This window comes from Lacrimispora sp. (assembly GCF_031982545.1).
Taxonomy (GTDB): domain Bacteria; phylum Bacillota; class Clostridia; order Lachnospirales; family Lachnospiraceae; genus Lacrimispora.
In genome coordinates, this window is record NZ_DALYXB010000001.1 from 231,958 (window position 1) to 247,697 (window position 15,740).

Here is a 15,740-nt window from a genome sequence, read left to right on the forward strand (position 1 = left end):
TCCGTTTTATTTTAAATCTGCCAGCGCCTTCTTATATCTCTCATAAAATGATTTTTCGTAGAATGATGACACATCAACCTTTTGATCCAGTACGTTCAGCTCATAAAAAGAATCAGCAACGTTTTGTTCTGAATGTACCACCTGATCCTCAATTCCCACAAAATGATATAAATAACCTCTGTCATCATAGGTTCTCTTTAAAAGATCATAAGCCTCATCGTACGTATTTCCGGTTGGCTCAGCCTGAATTTCTGCCCACTCTTTCAGGTGACCCTCTGCCCAATCATAACTCTTTTGCACTCTTGCAAAGTAGTCTGCAATTGCATCCACTTTTGCTTCATCTTTTAACACGGGATCTGATATCTCAAAAGGGAAGTTACCGGACAGAATATTAACTGCAGAAGCAATTGTAACTGCGCCATTGGCTTTTGAAGCATTAATAGAGTTTCCATAGCTGGCAAATGCATCAATCTGGCCTCCTGTTAAAGCGGTGACACCATCAGCAGTTGTTATTTCAACTGGTTCAATATCCTTCCAGGAAAGCCCTTCTTTTTTTAACATTTCATTCAGGAAATAATGAGCCGTTGTGTTTTTAATATAGCCCACCTTCTTTCCTTTTAAATCAGCGATTGACTTTATCCCCGATTTTTCCAGAGCAACTACTTCCTGATTCTGCGGACTGCTGCTGTTAATCAATACTATTTTAAAATTACCGCCGTTCTGTGCCATGGAGGCGGATATGGGGGGAATTTCACTGGTGCCTGTAAAATCAATCTGATCGGCTGCCAATGCCTCCATGCAGAGATTTCCTCCCTGAAAAACAAAATATTCTACATCATATCCTTTAAAATCATCCAGCCCTGCTGCCTTTAATAATGCTTCGTGGTTTTCCAGCCGGTAATTCCATAGCGGAGGTGAATTTTTTCCGAAGATGCCGGTACTGATTCAGCAGAAGCAGTTTTGCAGCCAGTTAAACATATTGCCAGCAGGGCCGTCATAACTCCCAATAGTCCCTTTCTAAATTTCTGTTTCATAATCGCTCATCCTCCTGCCAGTCTGACTCTCTGCTATTGTTTTCAGTACTTCAATTACTTTTTCATTCTCTTCATATGTCCCGACTGAGACGCGGATCCAGCCATCAAGCCCAAACTCACCGGCATTTCTGACAATAATTCCATTTTGCAAAAACGTGTTTTCTACTGGCTCTTTTCCTGTTTGAATGAGTAAAAAATTGCCGTTGGACCGGATATATGGAAATCCCAGTTTCTCTAACTCTGTATAATACAGATTGAGACCTTTTCTGTTATTATCCAGGACAGAATTTTTAAACGCATCATCATCAAGGCTTACCTCAGCCGCCTTCTGCGCGGAAAAATTCACATTGATGGGACTTCTTACCCTGTTGATCCGTTCAATTAATTCCTTGTCTCCAATTCCGTATCCGATACGAAAGGATGCCAGGCCATACAGCTTTGAAAACGTGCGGAGAAGGATTATATTTTTATGCTCCTTAATTAAATCAATGGTATTGAAATAAGGTTCTTCGGTAAAATCGATATAAGCCTCATCAAGTACGATCAGTACATGTTTTGGAACCCTGTTAATAAAATTATTCAGCTGATCTTCGGCTAAAATGGTTCCCGTTGGATTATTGGGATTACAGATCCAGATGATCTTGGTTCTTTCATTAATGGTCTCTAAAATACGGTCTGTGTCAATGGTAAAATCCTTTAAAGGTACCATAACAGGCGTTCCATTCATCTGCAGCGTAACATTACGATACCAGCCAAAGGATGGATCTGGTATCACGGATTCCTCCCCTTCTCCCAGAAACCCATGTGCTGCCAGCGAAATCAGCTCAAAGGAACCGTTCCCAAAAATCAGATTCTCAGACTCCACATGGTGAAAGGCGCTTAACCGTTCTCTTAATATGGTACAGTTGGGATCCGGGTAAAAAGCAAACTGGCTGCTCAGCTCATTTAACACTTCTCCCACTCTGGCAGAACAGCCCATACGATTTTCATTACCGGCAAGTTTTATAACCCGACTAAGACCATACTCCCTTTTTATTGATTCCAGTGACTTAGCAGCCTGGTATGGAGCTATTTTATCCACTCCGGGCCGTTCCCTAACCATTGGCATATGCCGCCTCCCTTCCATACTTTTTCACATATTCATCTGCCTGATAGGCTGCATCAATCAGTGCCCGTTCATCCTCATGATCTGCCAGTATACGAATACCTCCAAATAACTCATATATTCTGTCCGATATGATCTGCAGCTTTTCTTCGATCTGTTCGTATATACCGATCTCTTCCAGGGTGAATGCAACCTTTAATTCATTAAACCTAGATACAATTTCAGAAATTTCAGCCTCACTCTTTCGTTCCAGTATGGCCTGCATGATAAGACCGAATGCCACCAATTCCCCATGCAGCGTATCTCTGGTCTCTTTAATGATACGGGATGAGTGGTAAAAAGGGTGGGCAAATCCTGAAAATGCTTTTTCTCCCACATAGCTTCCTACATTTCCTGCAAGAAAAATGATTGCATCTACAGTCTTAACGGTGTATTCATCAACGATATTTTCCTCAGCATTTTTTATTACTTCTGTGCCATACTCATTCAAAAACTCAAATGCCAGCCGTGCAGTATTAATGGAATTTATGTAGGAAAAGTCAAGGATTTCGCTGTCATAAGAAACTGTTGTCTCATACCATTTTGCCAGGGTATCAACAATGCCAGCCCTTAAATACCGGATGGGGGCACCGGCTAAAATATCCGTATCCGCAATCACTGCTTTGGGGGAATGATTATTACGCCAGAACTGATCAAAATTTCCTTCGTCTGTATAAAGAACAGATAACGCTGCCCAGGCTGCACAGGTGGCAGCAATTGTAGGAACTGATATGACTGGTATATTGGCCAGATCTCCGGCAGCTTTTGTTACATCCATGACTTTGCCGCCGCCTATGGCTATGAATAACGGAATATCGTTCTCTTTCGCCAGTTCTGCCAGCTCACCTGCTTTTTCCAGAGTAGGATAGCCTTCAAATAAATACTCTGACATGTCAATGGATTGTGACTTAAGGCTTTCCGTCACAGCTTCCCTCGTAACCTCTCTGGCAGTTTTCGACCAGATAATAAGAGCCCGTTTGCCATGTTCTGAGATATAAGAGCCAAGGAATTCTATGGCGCCAGGTTCACTTATATAAATATCAGGGGTTTTAATCTGCAGCATTTATATCTCCTTTCTTTTGGCAGGTACTTTTCCCGCCACTATATGGTATAAATAGGTTCCAGTGAAATGATTCTGGATAAAAACTGTTTTGTCCTCTCTTCTTTAGGGTTTGTGAAGATTTCCTCTGGAGGCCCTTCCTCTACTACAACACCGCCATCCATAAAGATGACCTTGTCAGCCACCTCCTGAGCAAAAGACATTTCATGGGTCACCACGATCATGGTAATACCCTTTTCAGCCACTTTCTTAATAATCTCAAGTGTCTCCCCTACAAGTTCCGGGTCAAGGGCGGAGGTGGGCTCGTCAAAGAGAATTACTTCCGGATCCAGGACAAATGCCCTGGCGATTCCAACACGCTGTTGCTGGCCTCCGGAAAGCTGGGAAGGATAATAATCATATTTATCAGACAACCCTACCCAGTTTAACGCTTCCTTTGCCCGCTTCTGTGCAATCTCCTTTGGTACACGTCTTGCAGTTACCAGCCCTTCCATTACATTTTCAATTGCGGTTTTATTTGCAAATAAATTGTAGTTTTGAAAAACAAAGGAAGTTTTTCTTCTTATGGCAAGAATCTCTTTTTTTGAGGCTTTTTTTAAATCAACCTGGATATCTCCCACAGTAAGTTCCCCGCTATCAGCATTCTCAAGAAAATTAATGCAGCGCAGCAGTGTGGTTTTACCGGAACCACTTGGTCCCAGGATTACTACCACCTCACCATCTTTTACCTTAACAGAAACATCCTTTAGAACTTCCAGTCTGCCAAATACTTTTTTCACATGCTTCACTTCAATCATAAAGATTCCTCCTGAATCTTCCGGTATGCTTTTTCAATATTTTTGCTAAATATTCAATCATGACTGTAAATATCCAGTATATCAGCGCAGCAGCCACATACCCCTCAAAAAATGAATAGGTTCTTGAGCTTGGAATCGTAGCTCCTGCAACGATTTCAATAATCCCGATTGCCATGACTACGGAGGATGCCTTAATTAACCCAATCACATGATTGGTAAGCATTGGAATTGCAACGGGGATCATCTGGGGAAGGATAATCCGGTAAATCGTCTGTATCTTTGTCAGACCTACCGAATATCCGGCTTCATCCTGCCCTTTATCGATGGATAGCAGAGCCCCTCTTATGGCTTCTGATACGGAACATATTGCCGTCAGACTGAGTGCGAAGATTCCGATCCAGATCTGATCCACATCTGCAATTGTCCCTTTTAAATGCAGGAATGCTGCCAAATCATTATATTTCATCATAAAAATCAAATTGTATATCATTAGCGCTACGATAATTGGAACTCCCTGATATACTGTAATCACGAAAGCAAGGATTTTACTAAGCACCGGCACTTTATAAACCCGTATTAGTGCTGCCACCGTTCCAAGTATCAGACCCACACTAAGGGGGATAAACACCAGGCGCAGAGTATTGGGGAAATATTTCATTCCGTAAATAAAGCTTTCCGCAAAGTTATTTATGTTGAAATCCATGGAGTCCCCTCTTTTCTGCCTGTCTTATTTACATTTGAGTAATCCAGCCTTTTGTTTAAGTACCAGAACAAAAGCCGGACTGCCAGACTGATTATGATATAAATGATTACATCAAACACATATGCTTCCAAAACATGCTTCGTGGCTGATCCGATTGTTTTAGCCCTTCCCATAATATCTGTGACACCGATTAAAAAAACCAGTGAAGATCCCTGAAACAATCCCACCAGATCTGAACCAAAGGGCGGCAGGGCAACCCGTATCATCTGAGGCAGTATGATTCTTATAAATGTCTGATAATGCGTCAGACCTACACTGAGACCAGCTTCTGTCAGGCCATAAGGGATTGATGTTACCGCACTGTAAAAAATCACAGAAAGGAATGCTCCCTGGTTTAATATAAACGTCACATAAGCAAACACAACTGCACTCCAGTCCCGGTTGATGCTGGTACCCAAAAGCGGATCAATGATAGCGGGCAGGCCGTAATAAATAAGCATCAGCTGAACCAGCATGGGGGTGCCCCGCATGAAAGAAATATAGACTTTACTGATCTGATAAAGCACCCGTACTTTCTTAATCTGGATCAGCACAATGAATACCGCCAAGAGGACTCCGAAAATGGTCGCATAAAATACAATGGAAAAGGTCACAGTCAGATATGGAAGTATTTTAGGAATATTTTCAAGAAAGCGGCTCCATTCAAACAGTTTCCCCATATTTCTTACTCACTTTCTGTATAATCACCGCCGATTACATCCATGGATAACTGTTTCAGTTTTCCGTCTTTCTTTAACTGCTTTAATGCCCCGTCAACTGCTCCCTGCAATTCGGTGTCTTTTTTCGAAAAAACAAAATATGTGGAGGAAGTCTGAACCGGATCACCTGTTACTTTAATAGCTGTTTTTCCGTAATTTTTATTTAACTTATCTGCATCCCTCTTTGTCATAACTGTGGCATCCCATACTCCGTTTAACAGTCCGGTTATGGTCTCTTCATCTGTGGAGTTATTGACATATTCAATCTTTATGGGATTATCCTTATGATCTTTGTTATAAGTTTCCAATATGTAGGATGTGTTGGAACCGGCAGAACTCTTTACCTTCTTTCCCTTTAAATCATCAAGGGACTTGATATCCGGATGATTCTCAGCCACAGTGATGTATGTGACATAGGTGGTGTAAGGCTCCTTTCCAAAGAGATACTTCTCATCCCGCTCCTTATTCCACTCATATTGATGGGCTGCAAGATCGATTTTTCCTGCATCAAGAGAGATCAGCACATTGGCGAAATCTGATGTTTTATACTCAAATTCATACTGTGGGAGCAGATCATCCACTGCTTTTAATACTTCATATTCATAGCCTGCAAGATTTCCTTTATCATCAAGATAGCAATAAGGCTCGTAGGAATTGCCGGTTCCCACTACGATCTTTTTACCTTTGCTCTCAGATGCCGCTTCCTTTTTTCCACACCCTGCAAGTGCTGCCACACTTAATATGGTTAGCATCGATACTGCCGCAACATATTTCTTTCTTTTCATAATTGCCCTCATCCTTTCTTACTGCTCATTGTTTAGCGATGCCTTTTAAGGTCTGATGATGATCGGATCTGTTAAAATAAAGGGTTATTTTATCCAATACCTCATTTAAGCTTCCTGATATTTCAAATGTACTGATCGTCTTCTTTTCAAATTGCTTCTGTATGGGAAACCCTATCTTTTTACATACAATACATCTGCAGTCTGAAAGGAGATCCACTTTCAGACTGACAGCTCCTGATCCATGGCAGCCGCCTACCCCGCCGCTGCAGCTCTGGCTGCCACAACCAGAAACACCTTCCAGTCCCTCCAGTACGCTTCTTTCTTCCAACAGCGTCCATACTCCATATTCATTTACTTCATAGATCAGAAATCGCTGTGCCGCTCCAAAATTTAAATTAATTTGTTCACCATCTTCTGAGGCTGCTGCAATTTTATAGGACATATAATTTCCTCCTTCTTAAACTAGTTGAATCTTGTTTTTGCAACGGAATAGATATCCTCAATGAGTTTAAGACCGCCTTCGTATCCTGTGTAATAGCTGTTCATGATCAGACGTTCATTCACCGGCCATGATACATTTAAAAAATGAGCATTGGTCTGCTTCGCGACCTCCTTTTCCCAATGACCTCCTAAAATCAGGGGGTATCCATGATAGTCATGGGCTTTAATCTCATTGTGAATGTTAAATCCATCGGTATCAAAGCTGACTTCCGCCTCTATGTTGTAATTTAAATCCTTAAAATAGGAGCGGACCTTTTCCTGATACTCCCTGGGTGTATCATCTACAACAAACTGCTTAGCCGGAAAAAGCCCCAGGTCATTAACCAGAAATTTTGTTATCCCCAGCGCATACTGGGCATCTGCCACTACGGTAAACTGCTTTGACATGACTCTGGTTTCCAGAAACAGATCTGCATAGCGTTCAATGTAGTAATAGTAAGACGACTCTTCCTCTGATATAACCGCTTCCACTTTTTCTTCCGGCACTCCCGCATATGTTCCGATTTCACGTAAGAATTTACTGGTTTCAAATGCACCAATTGGAAGGGTTGGATAATGCAGATATGGAATCCCAAGCTTTTGCTCCATCTTCTTCATATTCGTAAGCCCGACCCATGGAGAGATCAGTAAGTTAAACTCAGCCGCAGGAATCTTTTTAATATTCTCAATTCCCCGATTGTATCCAAATATAATATTGGGGGTTAATCCCAGTTTTTTCACCAGTCGTTCCAGTTCCTTATAATTTCCATGCCAGAACTCATCCTGATATGGAACGTCTGCCCAGATATTAACAAGCCCTTTAATCCTGATCTTAGACGGTTCTAAATACTGTTCCGTCAGCGCATCAATGACCTGTTCATGACCTTTGTAGTTATTGCCCTTAAATCCAGCAGTTAAGGCATAAATCACAGGCTTATCTTCCTCCTTGAATCCAGATACCACTTCCTCAGTGTTATCTCCCACAATCTCCGGAATGCAGCCGGTTAATACCACATATAAGTCTGCATCAATTACTTCAAGGGAGTGACGGATGGTCGATTCCAGCTTCTTTACTCCGCCAAAGACCACATCCCGCTCATTGATGCTGGTACATGGGTAAATATTGGGAGAGAAATATCCGGAGCTGCCTGTGGAACCGGATAGTTTTTGTGCACAGCCGGGTCCTGAATGAAGTACAGGAATTGCTCTTTCAATTGCCTGAACTGTCTGCATTGCACTCATTGCACATTTATATCTTTGTTTATCCAGAATTTTTGCCATCAGCTGATTGCCTCCTCTAAGAAACTTCCTACATCCTGCTGATACCACCAGTCGGTATACGGCAGCTTCACCCTCTTTGCCAGATTCTGTTCAAAGCTTCGGTTGCGGATGGTATCTAAAATTGCATGAGCAAATTCCAGAGTATGTTTATAACCGAAAATCATATACTCATCTGCCACATAAACAGCCGGTGTTCCCTGCTTGATTGCCCATACTGTGGAGCCCGGATGTCTGGAAAGGTATAAATCCGGCCGGAATTTATTTAAAATATTCATAACTTCAAAATTCTGCTGATCTGCCACGCTGGCTTCGAAATTAATATCATTTTCCAGAAGATAGCTCATGGCGGGCGGGATCTCCCCATTTTCATACCGTTTGTCATAATGCCACGCCAGTGCCCATACCACTTCTATTCCCAGTTCGTTCAGCACTCTGGTTACTTCAAAGGTATAACCAGGCCCCATTCCAAGAACGGCCTTTAAACCTTTTAATTCTTTTTTTACCGCCTCAATCTGAGGGATGTAAATGTTTCTCTGCTCCTCAATATAGTGTTCTACCTGGGGCTGTTTTCCCGCAACTCTTCCAATCTCACGAAGCCAGGTTTCAAATCCGGTAATTCCAAGGGGGTTAATCGTCCTGATATAGGGAACTCCATAAACTTCCTCCAGACCATTTCCAAGATAATTTCCCAGCGTCCCGCAGATACAGGTGGTTGCAACTGACTCTGATAGATGCTTCAACTCTTCTACCGTAGCATTTGCATAGAGGAAAACCGGTTCCAGATCAAAATTCCGAAACATTTCTATGATTTCATTTCTGGCACTTTCATAGAAATTTTTAAAATTAATGGTGTTTTGCTTTTTTCTGGGAGGCTCTACAATTCCGCTTAGAACAGCATGATCGGAAATATCAAAGCCGGTAGCCCATATCCGGGATTTAAAGCCTTCACAGTGGACTGCAATGACCGGCACAGGAATTGCTTCTTTCACTTCATCCACCACGCTGTCAATATCTTCTCCTATGATTCCTGTTGCGCAGGAGCTGCTGACAAAAATTGCTTTTGGATGATACCGTCTGTTTACTTCAAGAATAATTTCCGCCAATGCATCTGTGGATCCAAAGATGGTATCATTCTCATCCATATCCGTTCCGATGTACACAGAGCTGTTAACTACGCCTCGTTTTGCTGCGACCTGATTGGTAACAATATATTGGGAACTGGCTGTTGCCGAACAGCCTGCCGGGCCATGATGAATGATCGCCACATCCCGGATTCCTCCAAGCTGGCCTAGTGCACAGCCGGATAAACATGTGCTGGACTGGGAAAAGCAGCGGCTGCATCCATTCAGGGTTCCGCATTTGCTTTGACTTGCAAGGTCTTCTAAATCTCCCACATACCCGGTTATGGAACCCAACCGGTTCTCTCTGGTTCCAAGATTGGAACCTGATAACTGAAATGCCATTTTTAAACCTCCATTTAGCCTTATACTTTATTCAAACAGTTTGGTTGACAGGTAGCGAAGACCGGTATCAGCCAGAATGACCACAATATTTTTTCCTCTGTTTTCTTCCCTTTTCCCAATCTGAACCGCCGCATAAATGGCTGCTCCAGAAGAGGTTCCAACTAAAATCCCATCGGTTTTTGCCACGTCTCTGGCTGTTTCATATGCCTGGTACGTTTCCACCTCCACCTTTTCATCGTAGATGGAACGATCCATATTCTTTGGAATCCGTTCCTCCGGTACTCCTTCAAAAGGGTGAACACCGGTTATGTCGGGAGGAAATGGATCCGACTCATTGGGAAGAGACCCTGGCCCCGGCTGGATTGCAATAATCTTAAGATCCGGGTTCTTTTTCTTTAGATACTTACCTGCTCCTGACACGGTTCCTCCTGTGCCCACGCAGGCTACCAGTATATCCACCGTTCCATCGGTATCTTCCCATATTTCAGGACCTGTGGTTTGTTCATGAACGGACGGATTGGCTGGATTCTCAATCTGATTTACGAAGAAGATATTGCTTTCTTTGGACAAAACTTTTTCCTCAAGAGCTTTAATCGCCGCCACAAAATCGCCGCCTGTTTCATCAAGAACCGCTTTCACTTCTTTTACTTCTGAAAGCTTAATGGTTTCTCCTCCAAAAGCTCTGATATTCTTAAACCGCTCCTCACTTACCTGATCCTGTATGTATACCCGGAACCCATAGCCTTTGCTGGCCGCTATGGCTGCCAGACCGATTCCCGTATTTCCACTGGTTGTTTCCACAATGGTATCACCTGGTTTTAATAATCCTTTTTCCTCTGCATCCTCGATCATTGCCCTGGCAATTCTGTCCTTCACATTCTGATTGGGATTAAAATACTCCAGTTTGGCAATGATTTTCGCATTTAGTCCCAGCTTTTTTTCGTAATTGACCAGTTCCAGAAGAGGCGTTTTTCCTATGAGTTCCGTAATTGATTGATGTATGGCAGCCATATCGATTCTCCTTTCAGGGTTCATAAACGTTATTAGATTTTATAATCATCCTTAATATTCATCAGGCCGAATTCCAGCAATATTTCTTCTAACCGCTCCTGCTCCATGGGAGTAGGGATTGTGAAATCCTGATTATCGATAATCGCCTGGGCAAGACTGCGGTATTCATTGGCCTGATTGGAATCCGGCCGGTATTCAATAACCGTTTTTCTGTTAATCTCCGCATGCTGCACAATGTTATCTCTTGGAACAAAATACAAAAGCTTTGTTCCAAGCTCCTTTGAAAATGCCCGTAGCAGATCCAGTTCTCTGTCCACATTTCTGCTGTTGCAGATAATGCCTCCAATGCGGACACCTCCTGTTTTTGCGTACCGCTTAATGCCTTTTGCAATGTTATTTGCTGCATACAGTGCCATCATCTCCCCACTGGCAACGATATAGATTTCCTTTGCTTTTCCTTCTCTTATGGGCATGGCAAAACCACCGCAGACTACGTCTCCCAACACATCGTAAAACACGTAATCCAGATCCTCAGTATAGGCGCCTAAATTCTCCAATAGGCCAATGGAGGTAATAATACCTCTTCCTGCACAGCCGACGCCAGGTTCCGGACCTCCGGATTCCACGCATCTGGTTCCCCCGTACCCCTCTTTTAAAATTCGGGAAAGAACCACTCCGTCTCCTTCCTCTCTTAAGGTATCCAGCACGGTCTTTTGCGCCAGCCCCCCAAGAAGCAGTCTGGTAGAATCTGCTTTTGGATCACACCCAACAACCATAACCTTTTTCCCAAGTTCCACCAATCCTGCTGTTAAATTCTGTGTCGTCGTGGATTTTCCGATTCCCCCTTTCCCATAGATGGCAATCTGTCTGATCTGTCCCATTGCTCTGACCTCTCTTTCCTGTTCTCAATTATAAATTGTCGTATAAATCTTCTATCAATGTTAAACTTCCCCTGTAACCGGCATAGGCACTGTTAAAAATCAAACGATCCTTAATGGGGAATGCTGCAACTATATTCTGAACTTCTTTTAAAGAACTGACCTCCTCTTCATTGCTGCTTCCGATGATCAGAGAAATGTCCTCCTGCTTTAAAAGTTCCTGATTGATCTCATACTGATCCGCGCAGAATACGACTCTGGGCGGTTTTGCATATTCCAGCGTCATAAGTTCTGTGACAATTCTCTCTTTATCTTCCTGTCTGAAAAGAGGCTCTGAAATAATGACAAGCACCGGCGTAAAACTATAGTCATTGGCTAAGTAGCGGGTAATGCCCACCGCTGTTGATCCGTCGGCAACTACTGCAAATTTCTTCCAGCTCAATGTTCCTATGGCCTGAGCCAGATACCGGTAAACTTAAGCCTCCTCTTCTTCCAGAACCTGATTTACCAGCCGGTCATCAAGCTTTAATGCTTCTGCCACTGTCAAAATAAAACGTTTGGTATCGCTGGCTCCAATTGGAAGTCCTGGATAACGGATATAAGGAACATGAAATTTCTCCTCAAATCTTTCTGCAGGCCCTTTTAATATCCAGGGATGGATGATAATATTTAAGGATGCTCTTGCACAGGACTTTATAGTTTCCATCCCCTGCTGTTCCGTAAAAAAAGTGTTGACTTTTAGTCCAAGCTTTTTTAAAATTCGGGAAATCTCTTCTAAATTTCCACTCCAGAATGGATCGTGGTATGGAATAATTCCAAACAGATTAACAAGATTTTCTTCCTTTTCTTCCGTCGGTTCAATCACCTGGTCAATCATGGTATTCCATATTACTTCATAGCCTAAATTGCTGTCTCCTGCAAATCCCGGAGTTTCAATGGGAAAAACAGGGATTCCCTTTTCTCTGAATTCAGTGGTCACGCTCATAATATCATCTCCTATAATACCTGCCGTACAGCCAGTCAGTACAAAGTAGGCGTCTGCATCAATAATTTCAACCGCCCCCTCAATGGTGGTTTTCAGTTTCTGAGTTCCTCCAAATACCACTTCACGCTCCAGCATATTGCTGGATGGAATGGAAACGCTGCTGACAAAACAGGAACTTTTATTTCCGGACTGTCCGGGATCGGAAGCAGTTGTCTGCATACAACAGCCCGGTCCTGCATGGTAAATGGGGCATACCCGGTCAAGGGCTCCCAAAACGGAATTAATTCCGGCCAGCACACAGCCCCCTCTGGGATTTTCTATCACTTGAGACATCTCACTCACCTCCGATTATGTATTGAAATGGATCTTTTTCATACCAGCTCTCTTTATATGGAAGCTTTACATGCTGGGAGAGCTTTACGTTAAAGCCTGGGTTTTCAAGCTGGTCTGCTATTTTATTTCCCAGAAACAAAAGCCCATCATAGCCCATGGTGGGGCGTTTCATATCAAGAACATGGGTTGTGGGAATTCCAAGCTTTGCAGCCCACTCCGGAACACCGATAAAAACATCAGGCTTCAACCTCTTTACCAGATTCACCTGCTCGAAGGGCTGCATATTTGCGATATCAATCACATAGTCCGAATGTATGGTATTTAAATATTCAATATCTGCCTGTGCGTCTTCATCATAGGTCGGAGCCTCAAGCCCTACGAGCACCATTCCAAAATCATCAATTAAGGCTGCCGCTGCAAATGACCGTCCGGTTCCGCCGCAGATAAATACCCGTTTGCCCTTAAGCCGGTCTTTTATGGATTCCACTAAAGGAAGAATTCTTTCATGTTCTCTCTGGATCATTTCTTCTGCTTCTTTTTCTTTTCCTACAATTCCGGCAATTCCCCGAAACCAGATATCCGTGTTCCTTACACCAATGGGCATAACCGTGTGGGAATAGGGTATCTTATAATCCTCATAAAGAGTCTTCATAAATTCATCTGCAAAGACTTTGCAGATAGAAGTAGATGCCTCTGCAGCAGGAATTTCCTTTATTGTTTCCAGTGAACTGTAAAATGGAATGTAGTTTACACGAAGCCCCAGAAGGGACAGCATACGTTCCATCTCCTTTTGATCGGAATAGCTGATGGAGACCGGAGCAAATAAGTTAATTAATCCTTTTTTCTTCTCCAGTTTTTCCTTCTTTAATATGTACTGGTTAATGGATAGAAACGCCGCATCAAATCCGGAAGCACATATTTTGGATTTAAAGCCTTCACAATGAATGGGAATCAGAAGAGCCTGTGTCTCTTCCTGTATTTTTCTTAAAATCGCCTCAATATCATCCCCAATAATACCGGAAGCACAGGAAGCAAATACAAAAATCAGCTTGGGGTGATAGCGCTGGATTGCATCGCTAACCGCTTTCTTAAGCTTATCCTCACCTCCGAAAATTACATTGTTCTGATCCAGATTTGATACGATAATTCGCGGGTTTTTGATGTTTTTTACTCCCCGGTGCGCCTGCCCAACCCGGTACTGGTCCACTGCCAGAGAGGTACAGCCCACACACCCCTGTGGGGAATGGGCAATAAAAACGGAATCCTCCAGTGACATAAGTGCTGCCATACTGTTAATCTGCTGACATTGAAGTCCCTGGGCAAAGCTTCGGTCTGCCTTTTTTAAACAGCCGTTTTTAAAATCTTTCTCTGCCTGACTTCCTGTGGAACCCAGATCGTTATACCGGTTTGGACGGCTTTCCCGGATTCCTGAATAATTTTCACTCATGCGCTTTCATCCTTTCTTTTCTTTCTTAAATAAGTTCTGGACTTCTATATAAGAAAGAAGTCTTTGTACAGAATCCTCAATCAGTCCGGGCAATTCAAAGGCCCATGTTCCATTTTCTGCAAGAGCGGATCTGGCTCCTTCACCAATTCTGCTTACCAGAACATAATCACAGTCTCCCAGTAGATCTGCCACTGTTCTTAGTTCCCCGTCATCGTGCTCCTGCTGTTTGCAGACTGGAGCCGTCGTTCTGGTCTCCTGATACCAAAAAGTTCTGTCGGAACTGTCTGCTTTTAAAATGTGAAATTCTTCTGTTCTTCCAAAATGCTGATTAATTACCTTTCCGTCTGACGACGCTGCTGCAATTTTGTAAATCATAGAAATCCAACCCTCTTTCAATATCAGCCATGAGAAAATGTATCACTTCCCACAATCCTTCTTTGATATATTAAATCTCCGTAATCCTTTCCACCCAAAAGCCCTACCGCATCTGCACGGCAATGCTGACAATGGCGGAAGACATCAATATGCTTTCCAGCCAGGGCTCTGGCCTCCTCAATCTGACTGCATACAGGAGCCTGCTCATTTCTCAAATCTGACTGGGGAATCAGCGGAATCAGATTATAAATCTGTGCCCCTCTTTCTTTTACTGCCTTGGCAATGTCTTCAATGTGCTCTCCGTTAATGCTTGGAACCAGCACGGTATTTACTTTAACTGTAATTCCCGCAGCCGCAATTTTTTCAATCCCATTTAACTGGTTCTCAATTAAGATCGCGGCCGCCTCGACTCCTATATATACTTTACCGTGGTAGATGATCAGGCGGTTAAGCTTTGCCTCGATTTCAGGATCTACACCATTCACCGTAACTGTTAAAGAATCCACTCCTGCTTCTATTATTTCTTCTGCCCGCTCAGAAAGAAGAAGTCCATTGGTACTCATACATTTAATCAGCCTGGGGTATTTCTCTCTGATCAGACGAAATGTTTCCAGTGCATAATCCGTAGCCAGTGTATCACCTGGTCCTGCAATTCCGGCAACCGTAATTTCCGGACACAGCTTTAATGCTTTTTCAAGAACTTCCATGGCTTCCTGGGGTGTAAGTACCTGTGACGTTACTCCTGGTCTTTCTTCATGATCATTAATCTTTCTGTCACAGAATTTACAGGATATATTACATCCAGGGCTTACAGGTAGATGAATCCTTCCGGTATTGTTTCTGTTTCCCCCAAAGCATGGGTGGAAACTTTTTAGTTTCTGATATGTATCGGCCATCTTTACCTCACTTTCAAAAATTGATAACAAAAAAGACAACCTTCGTCTGATATGCATAAGTTTGCTCATCAGAACCTCCGGTTGTCCAGTCAGTCCTTTAATCTGATCTTTTCATTTTTTTCAATCTGTACGATTTTCCCGTCTTGAATCGTTATGGTTATGGAACCATATTTTACATCTCTCGCCATCTCATTGATCAGATGAAGGTAATCTTTATCCGACTTTGATGAATCTGCATAGGGTATAGGAATCACCTTCTCTCATTTCATAATGGTTGACTGGTGTTAGCCCCGGGCGGTATTTGAATGTT

General features: G+C 42.9%; 17 protein-coding genes and 1 pseudogene. All 18 read right to left on the reverse strand.

Annotation, left to right across the window (positions count from 1 at the left end; all coding sequences use genetic code 11):
* Positions 1 to 6: 6 nt before the first annotated feature.
* The 18 genes and pseudogenes from ABS301_RS01055 to ABS301_RS01140 all read right to left on the reverse strand — a co-directional run bounded on the left by ABS301_RS01055 (position 7) and on the right by ABS301_RS01140 (position 15,684).
* Positions 7 to 945: an ABC transporter substrate-binding protein gene (locus ABS301_RS01055; protein WP_349670890.1), complete on the reverse strand. Its 939-nt coding sequence runs from the start codon at positions 943 to 945 to the stop codon at positions 7 to 9.
* Positions 870 to 1,034, reverse strand: a complete 165-nt coding sequence (locus ABS301_RS01060; protein WP_349670423.1) for a hypothetical protein — start codon at positions 1,032 to 1,034, stop codon at positions 870 to 872. The genes ABS301_RS01055 and ABS301_RS01060 overlap by 76 nt, the downstream gene beginning before the upstream one ends.
* Positions 1,018 to 2,142: a histidinol-phosphate transaminase gene (gene hisC, locus ABS301_RS01065; RefSeq protein WP_349670424.1), complete on the reverse strand. Its 1,125-nt coding sequence runs from the start codon at positions 2,140 to 2,142 to the stop codon at positions 1,018 to 1,020. The genes ABS301_RS01060 and hisC overlap by 17 nt, the downstream gene beginning before the upstream one ends.
* Entirely contained in the window at positions 2,129 to 3,241 is a 1,113-nt protein-coding gene (locus ABS301_RS01070; RefSeq protein ID WP_349670425.1) for an iron-containing alcohol dehydrogenase family protein, read from the reverse strand. Before ABS301_RS01070 ends, hisC begins: the two co-directional genes overlap by 14 nt.
* Positions 3,242 to 3,279: 38 nt before the next feature.
* Positions 3,280 to 4,035, reverse strand: coding sequence for an amino acid ABC transporter ATP-binding protein (locus tag ABS301_RS01075; protein WP_349670426.1), 756 nt, complete (start codon positions 4,033 to 4,035; stop codon positions 3,280 to 3,282).
* Entirely contained in the window at positions 4,028 to 4,738 is a 711-nt protein-coding gene (locus ABS301_RS01080) for an amino acid ABC transporter permease (RefSeq protein WP_349670427.1), read from the reverse strand. The genes ABS301_RS01075 and ABS301_RS01080 overlap by 8 nt, the downstream gene beginning before the upstream one ends.
* Positions 4,723 to 5,457 (reverse strand): amino acid ABC transporter permease, encoded by a 735-nt coding sequence (locus tag ABS301_RS01085; protein ID WP_349670428.1) that lies wholly within the window; start codon positions 5,455 to 5,457, stop codon positions 4,723 to 4,725. The genes ABS301_RS01080 and ABS301_RS01085 overlap by 16 nt, the downstream gene beginning before the upstream one ends.
* 5 nt (positions 5,458 to 5,462) lie before the next feature.
* Entirely contained in the window at positions 5,463 to 6,281 is an 819-nt protein-coding gene (locus tag ABS301_RS01090; protein ID WP_349670429.1) for a transporter substrate-binding domain-containing protein, read from the reverse strand.
* 25 nt (positions 6,282 to 6,306) lie between these two features.
* Positions 6,307 to 6,723, reverse strand: a complete 417-nt coding sequence (locus tag ABS301_RS01095; protein ID WP_349670430.1) for a NifB/NifX family molybdenum-iron cluster-binding protein — start codon at positions 6,721 to 6,723, stop codon at positions 6,307 to 6,309.
* A 20-nt stretch (positions 6,724 to 6,743) separates the two neighbouring features.
* Positions 6,744 to 8,042 (reverse strand): nitrogenase component 1, encoded by a 1,299-nt coding sequence (locus ABS301_RS01100; protein WP_349670431.1) that lies wholly within the window; start codon positions 8,040 to 8,042, stop codon positions 6,744 to 6,746.
* Positions 8,042 to 9,505 carry a nitrogenase component 1 gene (locus tag ABS301_RS01105; RefSeq protein WP_349670432.1) on the reverse strand — a complete coding sequence of 488 codons (1,464 nt, stop codon included), beginning with the start codon at positions 9,503 to 9,505 and terminating at the stop codon, positions 8,042 to 8,044. Before ABS301_RS01105 ends, ABS301_RS01100 begins: the two co-directional genes overlap by 1 nt.
* A 27-nt stretch (positions 9,506 to 9,532) precedes the next feature.
* Positions 9,533 to 10,516 (reverse strand): PLP-dependent cysteine synthase family protein, encoded by a 984-nt coding sequence (locus ABS301_RS01110; protein WP_349670433.1) that lies wholly within the window; start codon positions 10,514 to 10,516, stop codon positions 9,533 to 9,535.
* A 32-nt stretch (positions 10,517 to 10,548) separates the two neighbouring features.
* On the reverse strand, positions 10,549 to 11,388 hold the full coding sequence (nifH, locus tag ABS301_RS01115) for a nitrogenase iron protein (RefSeq protein WP_502877928.1): 840 nt from the start codon (positions 11,386 to 11,388) through the stop codon (positions 10,549 to 10,551).
* A 37-nt stretch (positions 11,389 to 11,425) separates the two neighbouring features.
* Positions 11,426 to 12,712, reverse strand: a pseudogene (locus ABS301_RS01120) (nitrogenase component 1).
* Position 12,713: 1 nt separating this feature from the next.
* The gene (locus ABS301_RS01125) at positions 12,714 to 14,159 is read right to left on the reverse strand and encodes a nitrogenase component 1 (protein WP_349670435.1); all 1,446 of its coding nucleotides are present in this window, start codon (positions 14,157 to 14,159) and stop codon (positions 12,714 to 12,716) included.
* 6 nt (positions 14,160 to 14,165) lie between these two features.
* Positions 14,166 to 14,534 carry a NifB/NifX family molybdenum-iron cluster-binding protein gene (locus tag ABS301_RS01130; RefSeq protein WP_349670436.1) on the reverse strand — a complete coding sequence of 123 codons (369 nt, stop codon included), beginning with the start codon at positions 14,532 to 14,534 and terminating at the stop codon, positions 14,166 to 14,168.
* 23 nt (positions 14,535 to 14,557) lie between these two features.
* Entirely contained in the window at positions 14,558 to 15,499 is a 942-nt protein-coding gene (locus tag ABS301_RS01135; RefSeq protein ID WP_349670437.1) for a radical SAM protein, read from the reverse strand.
* Positions 15,500 to 15,519: 20 nt separating this feature from the next.
* Complete coding sequence (locus tag ABS301_RS01140; RefSeq protein ID WP_349670438.1) at positions 15,520 to 15,684, reverse strand: YezD family protein; 165 nt, start codon at positions 15,682 to 15,684, stop codon at positions 15,520 to 15,522.
* Positions 15,685 to 15,740: the final 56 nt, after the last annotated feature.

What these genes read in the sequence shown, in the direction of transcription:
- ABS301_RS01085 (WP_349670428.1), bottom strand. Translation starts at nt 5,457, where the DNA reads ATGGGGAAACTGTTTGAATGGAGCCGCTTTCTTGAAAATATTCCTAAA.
- ABS301_RS01095 (WP_349670430.1), bottom strand. Translation starts at nt 6,723, where the DNA reads ATGTCCTATAAAATTGCAGCAGCCTCAGAAGATGGTGAACAAATTAAT.
- hisC (WP_349670424.1), bottom strand. Translation starts at nt 2,142, where the DNA reads ATGCCAATGGTTAGGGAACGGCCCGGAGTGGATAAAATAGCTCCATAC.
- ABS301_RS01135 (WP_349670437.1), bottom strand. Translation starts at nt 15,499, where the DNA reads ATGAGCAAACTTATGCATATCAGACGAAGGTTGTCTTTTTTGTTATCA.
- ABS301_RS01125 (WP_349670435.1), bottom strand. Translation starts at nt 14,159, where the DNA reads ATGAGTGAAAATTATTCAGGAATCCGGGAAAGCCGTCCAAACCGGTAT.
- ABS301_RS01070 (WP_349670425.1), bottom strand. Translation starts at nt 3,241, where the DNA reads ATGCTGCAGATTAAAACCCCTGATATTTATATAAGTGAACCTGGCGCC.
- ABS301_RS01090 (WP_349670429.1), bottom strand. Translation starts at nt 6,281, where the DNA reads ATGAAAAGAAAGAAATATGTTGCGGCAGTATCGATGCTAACCATATTA.
- ABS301_RS01075 (WP_349670426.1), bottom strand. Translation starts at nt 4,035, where the DNA reads ATGATTGAAGTGAAGCATGTGAAAAAAGTATTTGGCAGACTGGAAGTT.
- ABS301_RS01130 (WP_349670436.1), bottom strand. Translation starts at nt 14,534, where the DNA reads ATGATTTACAAAATTGCAGCAGCGTCGTCAGACGGAAAGGTAATTAAT.
- ABS301_RS01110 (WP_349670433.1), bottom strand. Translation starts at nt 10,516, where the DNA reads ATGGCTGCCATACATCAATCAATTACGGAACTCATAGGAAAAACGCCT.
- ABS301_RS01100 (WP_349670431.1), bottom strand. Translation starts at nt 8,042, where the DNA reads ATGGCAAAAATTCTGGATAAACAAAGATATAAATGTGCAATGAGTGCA.
- ABS301_RS01060 (WP_349670423.1), bottom strand. Translation starts at nt 1,034, where the DNA reads ATGAAACAGAAATTTAGAAAGGGACTATTGGGAGTTATGACGGCCCTG.
- ABS301_RS01105 (WP_349670432.1), bottom strand. Translation starts at nt 9,505, where the DNA reads ATGGCATTTCAGTTATCAGGTTCCAATCTTGGAACCAGAGAGAACCGG.
- ABS301_RS01080 (WP_349670427.1), bottom strand. Translation starts at nt 4,738, where the DNA reads ATGGATTTCAACATAAATAACTTTGCGGAAAGCTTTATTTACGGAATG.